This is a genomic window from Paenibacillus zeisoli, assembly GCF_003994465.1.
Taxonomy (GTDB): Bacteria; Bacillota; Bacilli; order Paenibacillales; family Paenibacillaceae; genus Fontibacillus; species Fontibacillus zeisoli.
In genome coordinates this window covers 730,980-746,844 of record NZ_RZNX01000001.1, presented here as the reverse complement: position 1 = coordinate 746,844, position 15,865 = coordinate 730,980, and the positions used below count along the sequence as shown (strand labels likewise).

Below are 15,865 nucleotides of genomic sequence, written 5' to 3'. Positions count from 1 at the left end.
TATGGGTCACGGTGGCAAATCGAACGAAAAAGTCGTGTTTGTCGGCGATTCAAGGGTACGTAAAGGGAATGGATTTATAACTCCTCCCGACTATACGTCTTACCCGGGGAAGTCCGAAGCATTTATACCTAACTTCCTTTTGAAAGAGTGGATGGTCGGCGTAGTGGTCCTTGTAGGCTTCCTGGTACTCACCATTTCAGAGCCTGCACCACTTGGTTTCCCGGCTAATCCTACCGCATCTGTTATTCCGATGCCGGACTGGTATTTCTTATTCTTGTATCAATATTTGAAGTATCCTTATGCTTCAGGAGATTTTATCGTCCTGGGAACACTCGGTGTACCAGGAGTTGCCTTCGGTGGATTGCTGCTTGCACCTTTCCTGGACCGCGGGAAAGAGCGCCGTTTCTACCGCAGACCGATTGCTTCAGCAATCATGCTATTGTCCTTGGTTTCCATCGTCTATCTGACGAACTTTGCCTGGACGCATTATAAGCATGAATTGGCTAAGACAGGAATCAAGCCTGAGGAAGAGCGCAGGATTGAGAAAGCCCGTGAAGCGCGGGAGAAGGGGCTTCCAGCTCCTTCAAATGCGGTTCAGACCAAAGAAGTTGCGATAGTTGACAAGGATGATGCCGGTATGGAGTCATTCAAGAAAGCAACCTGTATCTCTTGCCACGCAGCCGATCTAAAGGGAGCTAGTGGTCCTTCGCTACGAGGCGTTGGGGATAAGCATGACAAGGCGGCCATTTTGACCATCATTAAAGAGGGTAAAAAGGGACCTGACGGCAACATGCCTCCAATGTATGATACAGCCAAGGGCGCTGGGCTCAGTGACCAGGATATCGACCATCTGGCCGAATGGCTCTCTAAACAGAAAGCCGAAGCTAAATAATTATACATTGAAGAGAACCTGACCGTGAAAGCGGTCAGGTTTTTTTGCTGGTATTGAATCGTTATATCGAGGATTAATTACGGTTTTCATAAGAAAAGAGAGAAGGAGTCTTGTATTCTGTCCTTCACATCCGTTATTCTCTGATTAGATAAAGGAGGATTGTAAGTGAATATATCATATTGGTGGAGCCGGGAATTCCTGACTAGCCGCGGATTTCTTTGGCTTCTTTTTATTTTTAACCTGCTGGGTACGATTTACGGCTATTACTGGTATGGGCACCAAATCGACTATACCGTGGCCCATAACCCCCTTTGGCAGGTCATCTTCGTTCCGGACAGCCCTACGGCAAGTCTGTTCTTCACCCTGTCTCTCTGCTTCCTGCTATGGTCGGAAGCGCTTAAGAAATTGGGTGCGATCCGTGTACTCATAGAGTCCCTTGCCGTAGTCACAAGTGTGAAATATGGGGTGTGGGCTGTGAGTATCATTTTTGCGGGAGCGTACCAGGGCAACATGATTGGATGGCAGGAATGGATGCTGGTGGCATCACATACTGCGATGGCTGTAGAGGCACTGCTCTATGTTCGTTTCTACAAATTTGGAGCCGGAATACTTCTAGGTGCCGGTTTGTGGACCCTGCTGAACGACATGGTAGATTATACATATGGTGTATTTCCCTGGCTGCCCGTTCAGCTGATGGACGATTTGACCAGCGTACGCAACTTCACGGTGGCCCTGACACTGCTGAGTGTGCTGGCCGGCTGGCTTGCACTTCGTCAAAGGGACCGCTCTATGCTTCCTTAAGACCCGGGTTCTAGGCAGGGACAGACTGTCATAGACATGGGGTATAGGAGGGGATGTCCGTGGAAAGAAAAGGGTGGGGATGTCTATCTATATGGTTAGGGCTGATCATTGTGGCTATGTTTGTAATGCTGCCGGTAGACAAGGCTGCTGCTCATCATGATGCCGCGCATACGGCTAAGATGAAGGAGCTTGATAGTGCTTCCGAGGCATTGTACCGATACATGCAGGATGGTGACGGTGCCAAGGCGCAGCTTGAAATGGATAGAATCGTCCAGATCGTACAGACACTCTCATTCCAAGGACTGACTTCCGTAGAAGGGATTCACGCACTGTCTGAGACGATTATAGATACGCGTGAAGCCTTAGCTCGCAGCCAGTCACAGCCTGAAGAGTGGAGAGCCAGCTCCTCTCAGCTTAGATTGGCGGTAGACAGCCTTCTGCACAAAGAACAGCCGCTGTGGATTCAGTATTATAAGCTGTTCACGGATGATCTCAGCCAGCTGTCCAAGGCTAGGACAGAATCGGATGCCGCAGGCATTAAGCAAGCTTATCATCAGCTTCAAGAGCATTATGAGACCATTCGGCCAGCTGCCGTCATTCAGCTGGATCCTTCCCTGGTATCCCGGGCGGACTCCTGGATGTCTTACATGGAGAGCTTGTGTGAGGAGAAGGCAGCTGAGCCTGATACACTCAAAGGGGCCATCAGCAGTGGAACGGATTTAATCCATGATCTATTCGGCAAAAAGCGGTCTGAACCCACGCTGCTTCCGCTTACAGGAACAACAACTCCTTGGCAATGGAGCCTGCTCATTGGCGGATGGATTATAGTAGCTTTAACTTACACTGGAATCCGCAATTATAATGCATACCAGGAAGTTAGACCCGCAGCAGGAAGCAAGGGAAGGCACACCTGGAGGCTCTAACCGGAAATGAACAAAAGGGGTAAGGTTCGCCATGCGGAACCTTACCCCTTTTAATGTGAAATTAGTCTTCTCTGAAGCCCTCACCATGAACATCGTGAACATCATTAATAATAATAAAGGCTCTTGGATCTACGGATTTGGCAATCAGGGTTAATCTGCGAATCTCCTGCCGGGCGACTACACAGTAGGCCATGTGCTTTGCCTGTTTGGAATAAGCTCCAACGGCGGGAATCAGCGTAACACCCCGGTCCATATCCTTCGTAATCAAGTCGGCGATTTCCGGTGCATGATCACTAATAATGGTGAAAGCTTTGGCTGAGTATGCCCCTTCTTGAATGAAATCAATGACCTTGGAAGCTATGAAGACGGCTACCAAAGTATACAGGATCTGTTCCTTCTTGATATAGAGAAGGGAAATACCAATGATGAGCACGTCCAGGGCCAGTATGACCTGCCCCATGCTCCAACCGTACTTCCGGTTACAGATACGCGCAATAATATCTGATCCTCCTGTGGTGCCGCCGAAGCGAAAGACGAGACCCAGCCCGGCACCCAAGGTTACCCCGGCATATAATGACGCAAGTATGTAATCATGTTCTGTAGCAAAAGGGACGATCCAGCCCTTCTTAATCATTTGCTCGAACAGCCATAGAAAGAAGGTTAGAGACCCTATGCCGATGCCGGTAAATACAATTTGCCGACTCCCCAATACCTTCCAGCCTAGCAGGAAGAGCGGGATGTTCAAGATCAAGGTGGAAAGTGAAGGGGAAATGGAGAACGCATATTTAAGGAGGATGGTAATCCCGGTTACTCCGCCTTCCATAAGCTTGTTGGGAATAATGAAGTAGAGCAGACCAAATGCATAGATGGCTGTGCCGAGCAGTATTGGCAGAATGGTTTTAGATACCTGGGCTAGTCGTGTGGTAAGCATGCAATCCCTCGCTTGTTGAAAGATGGGGGAGCCTTAGCGCCCCAACCCTTAGTATACCTTTTTAGGCGGCGTTTAAAAAAGGATTTGTTTTCAAAACTTCTTTACGATAACATAGGGGTAAAACCTTCGGGTACCCTAGGGGGGAATATAGATGGAGGAAAAGTCACTCGCAGAGCTTCAGCGCGAGGTAGATCGGTACATATCCCAGTTTAAAGAAGGTTATTTCAGTCCTCTCGCCATGCTTGCGAGAATGAGTGAAGAGGTTGGCGAACTGGCCAGAGAAGTGAATCATACGTATGGAGAGAAGCCGAAGAAAACAACGGAAGACGACAACTCCATTGAGTATGAGCTCGGTGATATTTTGTTCATCACCATTTGTTTTGCGAATTCACTCGGGATTAACCTGACAGAAGCGCACAACAAGGTCATGCATAAGTTCTCCACCAGGGATGCAGACCGATGGACCCGGATAGACACCTAATAGCCATTTTCGTCATATGCTGTAGGAACAGCAGTCGATAGGAGAAGAGGCTGGATTGCGGGTCTTCCAATTAGGAAATTAATTTATGGGAATAACGAGTTGCAACATATATCGATCAATCATCATCCTAGTGGACAGTGAGGAGCATGAATATGACTACGAAGATCAGAGTTGCTGTAGCAGGAGCTGCAGGCCGTATGGGGAAAGAAGTCGTTAAAATGGTACTGGAGGATGCCGAGCTGGAGCTCGCGGCAGCCATCAACCGATCCGGGGAAGGTACGGATGCAGGGACATTGGTAGGCCTGCCCGCCTGCGGAATTAAGGTCCAGTCTGATCTCGAGCTGGCCCTCGTCGAAAGTAAAGCCCAGGTGCTGGTGGATTTCACTACTCCCCAATTCGCTTATAAGAATACAGAGCTCGCGATTCGCCTTGGTGTGGCCCCTGTGGTCGGTACTACAGGCTTTACCCCGGAACAAATTGAGGATCTGGACAAGCAGTGTAAAAGCAAAGGGATCGGAGGACTCATCGCCCCGAATTTCTCAATTGGTGCCATTCTTATGATGAAGTTCGCCGCACAAGCTGCCAAGCACTTTCCGAATCTGGAGATTATCGAGTATCACGGGGACCAGAAGCTGGATGCCCCATCCGGTACAGCGGTGAAGACGGCAGAATTGATCGCCCAGAACCGCGAGGAGCTTCGCCAAGGTAATCCGAACGAAGAAGAGACCATTGATGGTGCGCGGGGTGGCTACTATAACGGGTTCCGTATTCACAGTGTTCGGCTTCCCGGTGTCTTTGCCCAGCAGGAGGTCATTTTTGGCGGATTTGGGCAGACCCTGAAGATTCGTCATGATTCCTATGAACGTGCGGGTTATATGCCTGGTGTGGCTCTGGCTGTAAAGAAAGTAATGGAGTATCAAGGTATGGTTTATGGTTTTGAACATTTTATAGACTAAAAAAGGGGTATTACGAAATGTTGAATATTGCGTTTATCGCCCATGACCGGAAGAAAGAGGAGATTGTCAACTTCGCAATAGCTTATGAGCATGTGTTCGAGGGTAACAATCTATACTCAACCGGTACCACGGGACAACGAATTATGGATAATACCAAACTGAATATACACCGGTTCCTGTCTGGACCACTCGGCGGTGACCAACAGATCGGAGCACTCATCGCTCAAAATCAAATGGATCTGGTCATCTTCCTGCGCGATCCTCTGATGGCTCAGCCGCATGAGCCTGATATTACAGCACTGCTTCGCTTATGTGATGTGCATGGTATTCCGGTAGCTACCAACGTAGCATCGGCCGAAATCATGGCAAGAGCTCTGGATCGTGGAGATTTAAGCTGGCGGGAGCTTGTTGAACTTCATCGTCCAAGGTTAGATAAATGAGTGAGAAGCTGGATATCTTGATCTTCGGCGCTCATGCTGATGATGCAGAAATCGGGATGGCAGGAACGATTGCGAAGCATGTGGAAGCTGGATTAAAGGTTGGGATCTGTGACCTTACCCAGGCTGAAATGTCCTCCAACGGCACAGTTGAACTTCGCAAGCAGGAAGCAGAACACGCTTCCACTATACTAGGTCTTACTCTTCGTACCAATTTGGGACTGCCCGATCGCGGGCTGTATATCACCCCTGATCACGTAGCTGCGGTAACTTCGGTCATTCGCGACTATGCACCCCGGGTTGTTTTTGCGCCTTACTGGGACGATCGTCATCCGGATCATGTGCAGTGCAGTAAGCTTGTGGAAGAGGCGGTATTTAACGCCAAGCTGCGCAGAATGATGCCGGACAAGCCTCCTGTTCTGGTGGACGAGCTGTATTTCTATTTCATAAATGACTGGAGAACTCCTGATCTAATCGTGGATGTTACCGATTATTATGAGACCAAAGAAAAGTCCCTGCTCTGCTACGAATCCCAGTTCACGCCCGGGAAGGATGGAGTTGCTACTCCGCTTACCCAGGGGTATGTGGAACGTGTAAAAGCAAGGGATGCTCTGCTTGGCCAGCGCAAGCTTATTCCTTATGCTGAAGGCTTTGCGGTCAAGACGCCTTATAAAGTTCATCTATTTTAAACAAATTAAGCATAAACTCTCTAGTGTGAATTTAATGATTAACAAGAAAGAGGTGCCCCTGATATGAGCCAAACATTAAAAATCGGCATCACCTGTTATCCGACTCTTGGTGGATCAGGGGTTGTAGCGACAGAGCTCGGTAAGCTGCTTGCCGAGAAGGGACATGAAGTGCACTTTATATCACATAGTGTCCCATTCCGGTTAGGGGCTTTCCAGAAAAATATATATTATCATGAAGTCGAAGTGAACGATTATTATGTATTTCGTTATCCTCCCTATGATTTGTCCCTGGCTACGAAGATGGCTCATGTTGCGAAGCGGGAGAAGCTTGACATCCTACATGTACATTATGCCGTACCTCATGCGGTGTGCGCCTTTCTGGCCAAGCAGATGGTGGGGGATGATCTTAAGGTGGTCACAACATTACACGGAACTGATATCACAGTTCTCGCTCAAGATGAGTCACTGAAAGATTTGATCCGTCTTGCGATCAATGAAAGTGATGCCGTAACTTCCGTCTCCGAGGATTTAATGAGAGAAACCCGGGAAGTGCTGGAAATTTCGCGAGATATTGATTTGACCTATAACTTTGTAGATAAACGGATATATTATCCGCGTGAAATAGATTCTTTGAGAAGTGATTTTGCAGAACCCAATGAGAAAATCCTCATGCATATCTCTAACTTCAGACCTGTAAAGAGGGTGGCTGATGTGGTTGAGATCTTCTCCATGGTCAGCAAGGAGGTCCCAGCACGTCTGCTGTTTGTTGGGGAAGGACCGGAACTGCCAAAGATTCAATGCAAGATTAAGCAGCTTGGGCTGGAGGACCGTGTCCATTTTCTAGGGAAACAGGACCAGATCGCTCAAGTCATCTCCATGGCCGATGTGCTCCTGCTTCCATCTGAGAAAGAAAGCTTTGGTCTCGTTGCACTTGAAGCTATGGCCTGCGGCGTGCCTACGATCGGATCAGAAGCAGGAGGCATTCCTGAACTGGTATCCCACGGTAAAACAGGTTTTCTGGCTCCAATTGGGGATACCAGAGCCATGGCCGATTATGCGATTAAGCTGCTAAAAGACGCCAAGCTCGCTGAGCAATTATCTGAAGCCTGCTTAGTGCGGGCAAGGACTGAATTCAGCAGCGACCGGATAACGGAAGAATATGAACAAATCTATTACCGGGTACTTGGACGCCAAGTTCCAAAGCTCAAACCGGTATGCAGTTAACTACTCCGGGTGAGAAGGGGGCAACTCCTTTTCCCCGGAGTCTTGTTTGCGAGGAGAGGATTACCTTGGTGAAAAAGTGGAATCAGGTTGACTCGCTGATGGTGTCTGCGGGCGAAGAGGTGCTCCGTCGTATCGGAGAGGCCGGATATGTGGCCTATTGGGTTGGCGGGTGTGTGAGGGATGAAGTCATGGGAAGACCTGTTCACGATATGGATATCGCAACCTCAGCACGGCCCGAGAGGGTTACCCAGCTGTTCGAACGGTGTATCCCTACAGGACTTCAGCATGGTACGGTCACCGTGCTGATCCAGAAGCAGGCGTTCGAGGTCACGACCTTCCGTAAAGAAACTGAATATGAAGATCATAGGCGTCCTGCTTCGGTTGAATTTGTGGATGCGGTTCTGGAAGATTTGAAGCGACGGGATTTCACAATGAACGCCATGGCTATGGATTTGGAAGGCAAACTGATTGATCCTTTCCATGGGAGAGAGGATATTAAAGCCGGAGTGATTCGGTGCGTAGGCAAGGCGGACGAAAGGTTTGAGGAAGACGCCCTTCGGATGCTGAGAGCCATTCGTTTTGCCTCGGTATTTGGCTTCACTCCCATTCTGAGCACCTGGCGGGCAATTATCCGCAACAGGGACAAAATGAGGTATATCGCTCTTGAACGAATTCGTGCAGAATTTGAGAAAATCCTGTACGGACCTGATCCGCAGCGCGGATTGGAGCTGCTCCGCCGCAGCCGGCTGCTTGAATATTCCAAGCTGCCGATCAAGGCTGCTCAGGTCCATTCTGAATTGCTGGAATGCCTTCACCTGCTTCCGGCCGAACCCGTAGAACTTCGGTTATCTCTGCTGGTTCAGGGACTTGGGATCGAGTCCCAATCTATTCTCGGCCTACTGAAGCAGTGGACCTTCTCCAATCGGGATTCGGAGCAGGCTGCAGCTATAGCCCGATTTGATCAGGAATTGATGGAGCACTTACATACCTTATCTAGTGTGCCCGACGAGGAACGAGAGAACTTAATACGTCCCTACTGGATTTCATTACAGCTAGCCTTTGGGAAGTATACGGCAGGTCTTTGGATCTCAAGGATGAGGATATTGATTAAGTCCTCCAAGACAGTTAACGGCGCATCTCTGCTCAGCGCGGAGCTGCTTGACCTCCTGGAGGTTTGGTACGCCAGCATACCAGTCCATCAGGTTCGCGAGCTTGTGGTTAAGGGCAATGAAGTCCTTGAGAAGGCTGGCAGACCAGGGGGGCCCTGGCTTGGAGTCTTGATGAAGCAGTTGTTGTACGCTGTGGCATCGGGGGCTATACCGAATAACAAAGAAGCTCTCCTTAATGAAGTGAAACGGATGGTGAAATCAATTGAATCCTAATACAGTTCTGGATATGCTGCTGCAGCATCCAGGCGAATATATCTCTGGCGAAGAAATAAGCAAACGATTGTCGATTAGTCGTACAGCTGTGTGGAAGCAGATTAACAAGCTTCGCGATGCGGGGTATGAATTCGAAGCGGTATCCCGCAAAGGGTACAGGTTGGTTCAAAAGCCTGCTAGGCTGGATCCGATTACCTTAATGAGCACGATGAAATCAAATATTTTTGGCCGGCATCTTAAGATATTGGAGGTCACTACGTCAACCCAGGAAGAAGTAAGAAAGCTGGCTGAGGAAGGTGCGCCGGAAGGTACCTTGGTTATTGCTGAGGAACAGACCGGAGGGCGCGGCCGATTGGGACGCAAGTTCTTCTCTCCTCGCGGTAAAGGAATCTGGATGAGTCTGCTGCTTAGACCTGATCAGCCCTTGTCCTGTGCCCCCCAGCTGACCCTGCTAGCCGCAGTAGCGGTATGCAGAGCCATCAAAACAGCCACCGGTGTAGAGAGCGGGATCAAATGGCCGAACGATCTGCTTATTGGGGGCCGCAAAATCTGCGGAATTCTCCTGGAGTCGGTGGCTGAGGATGAACGGCTCCGGTACTGTATTGCCGGAATCGGAATCAATGCGAATATGACGGAAGAGGATTATCCGGAGGAACTACGCAGCATAGTAACCTCACTTCAGATGGAAAGCGGGCAAGCTGTTGACCGGTCAGTTCTTATCGGATCGGTCATGTCAGAGCTCGAGCAGCTGTACCGGCTGTATCAGGAGGAAGGTTTTTCACCGATTGCTCATTTATGGGAGGCTCTTTCTGTAACGATTAACCGGGAAGTAACCCTGCACACGTCAAGAGGCATGGTGACCGGTTATGCAACCGGTATTGACGAGAACGGAGGACTGATCCTGGAGAATGGTGGAGAAAAGTTCACGATTTTCTCAGGAGATGTGCAACTTGGCGGTTGAAAAGTTGATCCGATCTGATATACTGACCGTACGAGGTGGTATTGGCTGGACCAAACTGCACTCCGTAATTAATTGGTTATACTAAGTAAGATTGATCATGAATCTGGTTGCGTTGGATTCTGCTCTGAGCCGAAGGGACCGAGACAGAAGGGACGAACGATGTTACTCTTCTATGAATCTATGGACTTTTCGGACTTTTTGGTGCACAGCTGAAAGGTTCTTTTTGCTGTGTACGCATGCTTCTAATTTTGGGACACCCAAAGGAGATGAAAGTCCGTGTTAAACATTGTGAAGATGAAAAAAATGAAACAGGACGGCGAGAAGTTGACCATGATTACCGCTTACGACTATCCGTCCGCGAGACTTGCAGAAGAAGCCGGCGTAGATATGCTGCTTGTAGGTGACTCGCTCGGGAATGTCGTACTTGGATATGATTCAACGGTTCCTGTAACTATAGATGATATGGTGTATCACTCCCGTGCGGTTAAGCGGGGAGCTGAGCATACCTTCATCGTAACGGATATGCCCTTCATGACTTATCATGGCGGTATTGACGAGACGCTTAAGAATGTCAGAAGAATTATGCAGGAAGGGCATGCCCATGCGGTAAAAATGGAAGGCGGAATGGAAATCTGCCTGGCAGTCGAGAGTATTGTCAAATCGGGCGTGCCCGTTCTTGGACATATTGGACTCACTCCGCAATCGGTGAACCAGATTGGGGGATACCGGATTCAAGGTAAGGACGAACAGGACGCTCGTCGTCTGATTGAAGATGCGAAGGCGCTGGAAAGAGCAGGCGCATTCGGAGTTGTTCTTGAGCTTGTGACCGAGGAGGTTGCTGCTGAAATCTCCAGGCAGCTGTCCATCCCAACGATCGGCATCGGGGCAGGAAGAGGTTGCGACGGTCAGGTGCTCGTCTATCATGATGTGCTCAAATACGATTCAGATTACCGGGAGAAACGGTTCGTGAAGACCTTTGCTGACATCGGAAATGAAATTCGCCGCGGAATTCGTGAATATGTTCAAGAAGTGAAATCAGGTCAATTCCCGGGGAAAGAGCATGTGTTCCATGCTGATGACAGTGTGGTTGATTCTTTGTACGGCAGAGGAAAGGTGGACGCCCGGTCATGATGGTAATAGATAAAGTTACGGATCTGAAGAAATATGTAAAGCAGGAGCGGTTTAGCGCCGCCAAGGCTGGACGAGAGTTGTCTGTGGGCTTTGTTCCCACGATGGGCTTCCTTCATGAAGGCCATGCCAGCCTGCTGAAGCAGGCCAGGGAACATAACGATCTTGTCGTTCTAAGCATCTTTGTTAACCCGATTCAGTTTGGGCCGAACGAGGACCTTGACCGTTATCCACGGGATGAGAAGAGAGACTTGGCTTTGGCGGAGCGGGAAGGTGTGGATGTTGTCTTTTTGCCGAGCGTGCAAGAGATGTATCCTCAGCCCACTAAGACGAAGATTGCGGTATCTGAACTTACTGACGAACTGTGCGGAGCTTCGCGTCCTGGCCACTTTGACGGGGTGACCACGGTGGTGGGTAAGCTGCTTCATATGGTCTCCCCGGACAAAGCTTATTTTGGGCTCAAAGATGCTCAGCAGGTTGCAGTTATCCGGCAAATGGTGGATGATTTGAATTTTGACGTGGAGATTGTGCCATGTCCCATTGTACGGGAGTCTGACGGGCTGGCCTTGAGCTCCAGGAACGTCTATCTGAAGGAAGAAGAGCGGAAGCAAGCTCTTATTCTGTCCACGTCTTTGCGTGAAGCAGGGGACAGGATTAAGCAAAGTGACAGCGTTACGCTTGCGGAAATTCGTGAAAGTTTGACCCGGAATATTAAGTCTCAGCCTTTGGCTGTTATCGATTATGTGGATATTTTGTCCTTTCCTTCGCTTACCCAAGTTCATGAAGATGCCCAAATGCGTGATCTGGATGGAGAGATCCTGATTGCGCTGGCGGTTAAATTTGGCACGACTCGTCTGATTGATAATATTCTTCTTAATCCCAAAGGAGTTGTAACTCATGTATAGAACCATGATGAAATCCAAAATTCACCGTGCAACCGTAACCGAGGCAAATTTAAATTATGTGGGCAGCATTACCATAGATGAGAACCTGATGGAGCGCGCCGATCTGCTTGAGAATGAGAAAGTGCAGATTGTAAATAATAATAACGGGGCTCGTCTGGAGACTTATGTCATTCCTGGACCCCGCGGGAGCGGTGTTATCTGTCTTAACGGGGCGGCAGCGAGATTGGTTCAACCGGGGGATACGGTAATTATCATTTCCTATGCTCAGATGTCTCAGGAGGAAGTTCAGCGTCATAAACCCACAGTGCTGTTTGTTGATGAGAATAACCGACCAGCTGAAACTGCAAGCTATGAGGTACATGCGACCGTTCGTTAAGCAAGAATCCATTATTTAAGGGGTTCCCTCCAGAATGAAATCATCCGTCTAAACAAAAAATGAACATAGGGCCGCTGCTTGATTTCATTTTCGTTTAGGGTGGGATGCAGATGATGTTTCAGCATGTATTTGCGGAAATGAATCATATGTTGGAGGAAATAGCTGAGATGTACCCCATCGCGAAAGGCAGCCAGAAGCAGGAGCTGGGCAAGAAGTGGCAGATGCTTAAAGCTATGAGCGATGGCATTATTGAAGAATGGCTTTCTTTTGAGGAGAGAATGAGTGATGTACGCAAAAGCTGGGGGTTAACGGATTCCGTTCAGCAAGTCGAGCTGCCTGAGATGAAGTCGGGTACCTTCATAAAAGGACAGGGCTATTACAAGCTGAAGATGTACTCCCATGCGGCCGAACAGTTCAAGCGTACCACCGAGGAGTTTCAAGACAGTCTGCTGGCCCGGATCTATTTGGCCATGTCCTATCTGAATATGAATGATACCCGGGAGGCGGGACGTCATTTTCAGTGGGTACTGCCACTAACGGACAATAAGCGGCTCAGATCCATCATTTATAATGCTCTCGGCTGTATTGAAGCCACGCACGACCATATGGACAAGGCACAGGAATATTTTACATTGGCCCATCATATTGATCCTACTTTCATCGAGCCCTTGAATAATTTGGATGTGTGTCAACAAAAACGGGGATCTCTGCAGTTCGGATCCCAGTTGGCTTCATTAATGTAAAGCAGCTCAATTTAATGAACGATGCGACCATTCAAATGGAATATTTTCGCATCGTTTTTTTTGTTTATACAGCTTGATTAAGGGGTGCGAATATTTGTTTGCATGTCTTAATTTCCAAACCGTGTTTTTTTTGTTATGCTGTTAGAGAGACTGGAATGAAAGGTAATGAGTATATAATGAAATATGCCGTTCTCGATTTTGAAACGACAGGTAACCAGTCCTCTGATGAAATTATTCAAGTTGGGCTTGCTATTATAGATCACGATCGCACGATTAGTCAGGTATATTCCTCTTATGTGAAGCCTAGTGTGCCGATTCCGCCTTTTATTACTGGGTTAACGGGGATTACCGAGGAGGATGTGCTGAACGCCCCCTTGCTGGATGAGGTCATGATGGAAATGGTGCCTCTTCTGGATGATGTGGTCCTTGTTGGACATAATGTAGCTTTTGACTTTAATTTCTTACAGAGTGCTTTGGATCGAACCGGATATTTGCCGTTTACAGGCAGAATTCTCGATACCATGGATTTTCTTAAAATCATGTTTCCTTCACTTACTTCCTATCAGCTTGGCTTTGTGTCAGGTGAATTTGAGGTCGCTCACGACCGGCCGCATCAGGCAGATTCTGATGCTTTGGCAACCGCACTTATTTTTATTAAATCGCTTGAGGAAATTGACGACCTTCCCCTGCTCGCTTTACAGCGGCTGTCTGATCTGTTCTCGGGAGAGGACAGTGACTTGGGATGGTTCTTTGATGCTGCTCTTCAGGATAGGGAGAAGGAAACAGACCCCTCTACGGATGGCTACACTTATTATCGCCAGTTCGCACTTCGCACAGAAGATTGGATTGATATCAAGCCGCCTCGAAGCGAGGAAATGGATAATCCCTTGGAGGGTAAGACATTCGAGCAGTTCATGGATGAAGTTCGTACCAATTTGAAGAATAAGCTTCCAATGTACGAAGAGCGGGAAGCCCAGAACATGATGCTTGGAGATGTCATGAAGGCCTTTGATGAGGATAAGCATTTGCTTATTGAAGCAGGTACAGGCACAGGTAAATCACTCGGGTACCTTCTCCCGGCGATTTATCACAGCGTTAAGTCTGAGGAGAAGGTTATGGTAAGTACGCATACCATTAACCTGCAAGAGCAGCTTCGGGAGAGAGATATTCCTCTGCTTACCGAGGTAGTTCCTTTTTCATTTCGGGCAGCAATCTTCAAAGGACGGGGGCATTATTTGTGTCTGCGCAAATTTGAACATAAAATAAACAAGAGAGATTTTGTGACACCCAAGGAAGAAGTTATGACCGCTGCGCAGATGATCGTGTGGTTAACCCAGACTGAGACCGGGGATGATGAAGAGCTGAACCAGGGCAACCGGGGAGCAGACTTCTGGGAGACGGTTGCCAGTGAATCGGATTCCTGTCTTGGACGCTCTTGTCCATGGTTCCGAAAGTGCTTTTACCACAAGGCCAAGCACGAAGCAGGAGTTGCTGATGTGGTGATCACGAACCACTCGAAGCTGTTCACGGATGTGAAGGCGGGGCATCAGCTGCTTCCAAGCTATGAACGTCTTGTTATTGATGAAGCCCATCATCTTGAAGATGTAGCCGGCAAGCATTTGGGTATGAATATGAAATATTTCACAGTTATTCATACTTTGACACGCCTCTTCAAGGACAGCAGGACCGGTCAGCTTCCGAATCTGCGGGCGCAGCTTCAGACCAGTGGATCGGAGAAAGCCAGCGAGTGGATGAGTGTTATTGATAATCTGTACCCGGAGATTCTTGAGATCAAAGAGAACTGGGATCGTCTCAGTGATCAATTGTTCGGACTGATGCCTGAGCGCAGTGATGCCGCTCCAGGTGATCCCGGACAGTTCGTCCTTCGTCTGCTGCCGCACAAGAAGCCTAAGAATTGGGATGACCTTAGTGAAATCGAGAATCAGATTTATATGACCATGGGAACGGTAATTCGCAAAGGCGAACGTATGATGAATGAGCTGAAGGATGATGACGACAATTACAGCTCGGAGAGCCTGGTTACGGATATCAGTGGTTTGTTTAAGGATTTAGGAGCCGAGCGGGACAGTATTCGTTCTTTTATGAAGCTGGACAATGAGGAGACGGTCTATTGGCTTGAAGGCAACGGTCATTACCGCAGCCGTTCATTGCAAATTTATGCCGTACCTGTTGAAGTAAGTGAACAGCTCAAAGCCCTTTTCTTTGATAAGAAAAAGAGTGTCATCATGACCTCCGCTACCTTATCTGTTGATAAGTCGTTCCAGTATATGATCGAGCAGCTGGGACTTACGGAAGCTTCCGAGCAGAATCAACTGTTGACTTCGCTGCTCCCTTCACCGTTCAAGTACAGGGAACAGGCTCTGCTGGTCATTCCACGGGATTTCCCGAGTGTGAAGGGCAGTGTGGGGGATGATCATTTCGTGAATACACTCGTCCAATCCCTGGCGGACTCGGCAGTTGCTACACAGGGACGGATGCTGGTATTGTTCACCTCTTACCGGATGCTGAGACAAGTGTATGACCCGCTGAAAGAGGTTCTATCTGCTCAGGGAATTACGGTCATTGGACAAGGGGTAGACAGCGGGAACCGCACCAAACTTACCCGAAGATTTCAGGGCCAGCAGGCCTCTGTATTGCTCGGTACGAGCAGCTTCTGGGAAGGTGTTGATATCCCTGGTGAGGCACTGACTAGTCTGGCAATTGTTCGCCTCCCATTCCAACCTCCGAACCATCCGCTGGTTGAGGCCAAGAGTGAGCGGCTGCAGCAGCAGAAGAAGAATCCTTTTATGAAGCTGTCCGTCCCGCAAGCGGTGATCCGCTTCAAGCAGGGGTTCGGGCGGCTGGTGCGATCCTCACAGGACCGCGGTATCGTAATCGTATATGATACACGAATTTTGGAGTCCTATTACGGGAAGTATTTCCTGTATTCATTGCCAGGCCCAAAGATGGAGCATATGCCAACCAATCAGATGGTGCCCCGGATTTCGGAATGGCTCAACCACCGGTAACTGACCG

Annotated in this window: 16 protein-coding genes; 15 read left to right on the top strand and 1 reads right to left on the bottom strand. The window is 48.7% G+C overall.

All coding sequences use genetic code 11. From position 1 onward, the window contains the following. Position 1: 1 nt before the first annotated feature. From EJP77_RS03465 to EJP77_RS03455, 3 genes are all read left to right on the top strand, one after another. The gene (locus EJP77_RS03465) at positions 2-892 is read left to right on the top strand and encodes a menaquinol-cytochrome c reductase cytochrome b/c subunit (RefSeq protein WP_127197758.1); all 891 of its coding nucleotides are present in this window, start codon (positions 2-4) and stop codon (positions 890-892) included. Between the two features lie 165 nt (positions 893-1,057). Continuing rightward, a complete protein-coding gene (locus EJP77_RS03460) occupies positions 1,058-1,693 on the top strand; it encodes a DUF1405 domain-containing protein (protein WP_127197757.1) in 636 nt (211 codons plus the stop codon). A gap of 59 nt (positions 1,694-1,752) precedes the next feature. Further along, a complete protein-coding gene (locus tag EJP77_RS03455; protein WP_185897135.1) occupies positions 1,753-2,616 on the top strand; it encodes a sporulation protein YpjB in 864 nt (287 codons plus the stop codon). Positions 2,617-2,677: 61 nt separating this feature from the next. On the opposite strand, the gene EJP77_RS03450 is transcribed toward EJP77_RS03455, so the two are convergent. Beyond that, positions 2,678-3,547: a YitT family protein gene (locus EJP77_RS03450; protein ID WP_127197755.1), complete on the bottom strand. Its 870-nt coding sequence runs from the start codon at positions 3,545-3,547 to the stop codon at positions 2,678-2,680. Positions 3,548-3,698: 151 nt separating this feature from the next. Here EJP77_RS03450 and EJP77_RS03445 point away from each other — a divergent pair, with 151 nt between their 5' ends. The 12 genes from EJP77_RS03445 to dinG all read left to right on the top strand — a co-directional run bounded on the left by EJP77_RS03445 (position 3,699) and on the right by dinG (position 15,858). After that, a complete protein-coding gene (locus tag EJP77_RS03445) occupies positions 3,699-4,028 on the top strand; it encodes a nucleotide pyrophosphohydrolase (RefSeq protein ID WP_127197754.1) in 330 nt (109 codons plus the stop codon). 152 nt (positions 4,029-4,180) lie between these two features. Next, on the top strand, positions 4,181-4,984 hold the full coding sequence (gene dapB / locus EJP77_RS03440; RefSeq protein WP_127197753.1) for a 4-hydroxy-tetrahydrodipicolinate reductase: 804 nt from the start codon (positions 4,181-4,183) through the stop codon (positions 4,982-4,984). Between the two features lie 17 nt (positions 4,985-5,001). Continuing rightward, positions 5,002-5,424 (top strand): methylglyoxal synthase, encoded by a 423-nt coding sequence (locus EJP77_RS03435; RefSeq protein ID WP_185897133.1) that lies wholly within the window; start codon positions 5,002-5,004, stop codon positions 5,422-5,424. Continuing rightward, positions 5,421-6,110: a bacillithiol biosynthesis deacetylase BshB1 gene (gene bshB1, locus EJP77_RS03430; RefSeq protein ID WP_127197752.1), complete on the top strand. Its 690-nt coding sequence runs from the start codon at positions 5,421-5,423 to the stop codon at positions 6,108-6,110. The genes EJP77_RS03435 and bshB1 overlap by 4 nt, the downstream gene beginning before the upstream one ends. A 63-nt stretch (positions 6,111-6,173) precedes the next feature. Continuing rightward, positions 6,174-7,334: an N-acetyl-alpha-D-glucosaminyl L-malate synthase BshA gene (gene bshA / locus EJP77_RS03425; RefSeq protein ID WP_127197751.1), complete on the top strand. Its 1,161-nt coding sequence runs from the start codon at positions 6,174-6,176 to the stop codon at positions 7,332-7,334. A gap of 68 nt (positions 7,335-7,402) precedes the next feature. Further along, positions 7,403-8,716, top strand: coding sequence for a CCA tRNA nucleotidyltransferase (locus EJP77_RS03420; RefSeq protein ID WP_127198297.1), 1,314 nt, complete (start codon positions 7,403-7,405; stop codon positions 8,714-8,716). A gap of 13 nt (positions 8,717-8,729) precedes the next feature. Continuing rightward, positions 8,730-9,677, top strand: coding sequence for a biotin--[acetyl-CoA-carboxylase] ligase (locus EJP77_RS03415; protein WP_127198296.1), 948 nt, complete (start codon positions 8,730-8,732; stop codon positions 9,675-9,677). Positions 9,678-9,971: 294 nt separating this feature from the next. Next, positions 9,972-10,808 carry a 3-methyl-2-oxobutanoate hydroxymethyltransferase gene (panB, locus tag EJP77_RS03410; protein WP_127198295.1) on the top strand — a complete coding sequence of 279 codons (837 nt, stop codon included), beginning with the start codon at positions 9,972-9,974 and terminating at the stop codon, positions 10,806-10,808. Next, on the top strand, positions 10,805-11,710 hold the full coding sequence (gene panC / locus EJP77_RS03405) for a pantoate--beta-alanine ligase (protein WP_127197750.1): 906 nt from the start codon (positions 10,805-10,807) through the stop codon (positions 11,708-11,710). Before panB ends, panC begins: the two co-directional genes overlap by 4 nt. Continuing rightward, the gene (gene panD / locus EJP77_RS03400; RefSeq protein ID WP_127197749.1) at positions 11,703-12,086 is read left to right on the top strand and encodes an aspartate 1-decarboxylase; all 384 of its coding nucleotides are present in this window, start codon (positions 11,703-11,705) and stop codon (positions 12,084-12,086) included. The genes panC and panD overlap by 8 nt, the downstream gene beginning before the upstream one ends. 110 nt (positions 12,087-12,196) lie before the next feature. Beyond that, the gene (locus EJP77_RS03395) at positions 12,197-12,829 is read left to right on the top strand and encodes a tetratricopeptide repeat protein (protein ID WP_246021654.1); all 633 of its coding nucleotides are present in this window, start codon (positions 12,197-12,199) and stop codon (positions 12,827-12,829) included. Positions 12,830-13,005: 176 nt separating this feature from the next. Beyond that, complete coding sequence (gene dinG, locus EJP77_RS03390; protein WP_127198293.1) at positions 13,006-15,858, top strand: ATP-dependent DNA helicase DinG; 2,853 nt, start codon at positions 13,006-13,008, stop codon at positions 15,856-15,858. Positions 15,859-15,865 lie beyond the last annotated feature (7 nt).

What these genes read in the sequence shown, in the direction of transcription:
- EJP77_RS03465 (WP_127197758.1), top strand. Translation starts at nt 2, where the DNA reads ATGGGTCACGGTGGCAAATCGAACGAAAAAGTCGTGTTTGTCGGCGAT.
- EJP77_RS03450 (WP_127197755.1), bottom strand. Translation starts at nt 3,547, where the DNA reads ATGCTTACCACACGACTAGCCCAGGTATCTAAAACCATTCTGCCAATA.
- EJP77_RS03445 (WP_127197754.1), top strand. Translation starts at nt 3,699, where the DNA reads ATGGAGGAAAAGTCACTCGCAGAGCTTCAGCGCGAGGTAGATCGGTAC.
- dapB (WP_127197753.1), top strand. Translation starts at nt 4,181, where the DNA reads ATGACTACGAAGATCAGAGTTGCTGTAGCAGGAGCTGCAGGCCGTATG.
- EJP77_RS03435 (WP_185897133.1), top strand. Translation starts at nt 5,002, where the DNA reads ATGTTGAATATTGCGTTTATCGCCCATGACCGGAAGAAAGAGGAGATT.
- bshB1 (WP_127197752.1), top strand. Translation starts at nt 5,421, where the DNA reads ATGAGTGAGAAGCTGGATATCTTGATCTTCGGCGCTCATGCTGATGAT.
- bshA (WP_127197751.1), top strand. Translation starts at nt 6,174, where the DNA reads ATGAGCCAAACATTAAAAATCGGCATCACCTGTTATCCGACTCTTGGT.
- EJP77_RS03415 (WP_127198296.1), top strand. Translation starts at nt 8,730, where the DNA reads ATGCTGCTGCAGCATCCAGGCGAATATATCTCTGGCGAAGAAATAAGC.
- panB (WP_127198295.1), top strand. Translation starts at nt 9,972, where the DNA reads ATGAAAAAAATGAAACAGGACGGCGAGAAGTTGACCATGATTACCGCT.
- panC (WP_127197750.1), top strand. Translation starts at nt 10,805, where the DNA reads ATGATGGTAATAGATAAAGTTACGGATCTGAAGAAATATGTAAAGCAG.
- panD (WP_127197749.1), top strand. Translation starts at nt 11,703, where the DNA reads ATGTATAGAACCATGATGAAATCCAAAATTCACCGTGCAACCGTAACC.
- EJP77_RS03395 (WP_246021654.1), top strand. Translation starts at nt 12,197, where the DNA reads ATGATGTTTCAGCATGTATTTGCGGAAATGAATCATATGTTGGAGGAA.
- dinG (WP_127198293.1), top strand. Translation starts at nt 13,006, where the DNA reads ATGAAATATGCCGTTCTCGATTTTGAAACGACAGGTAACCAGTCCTCT.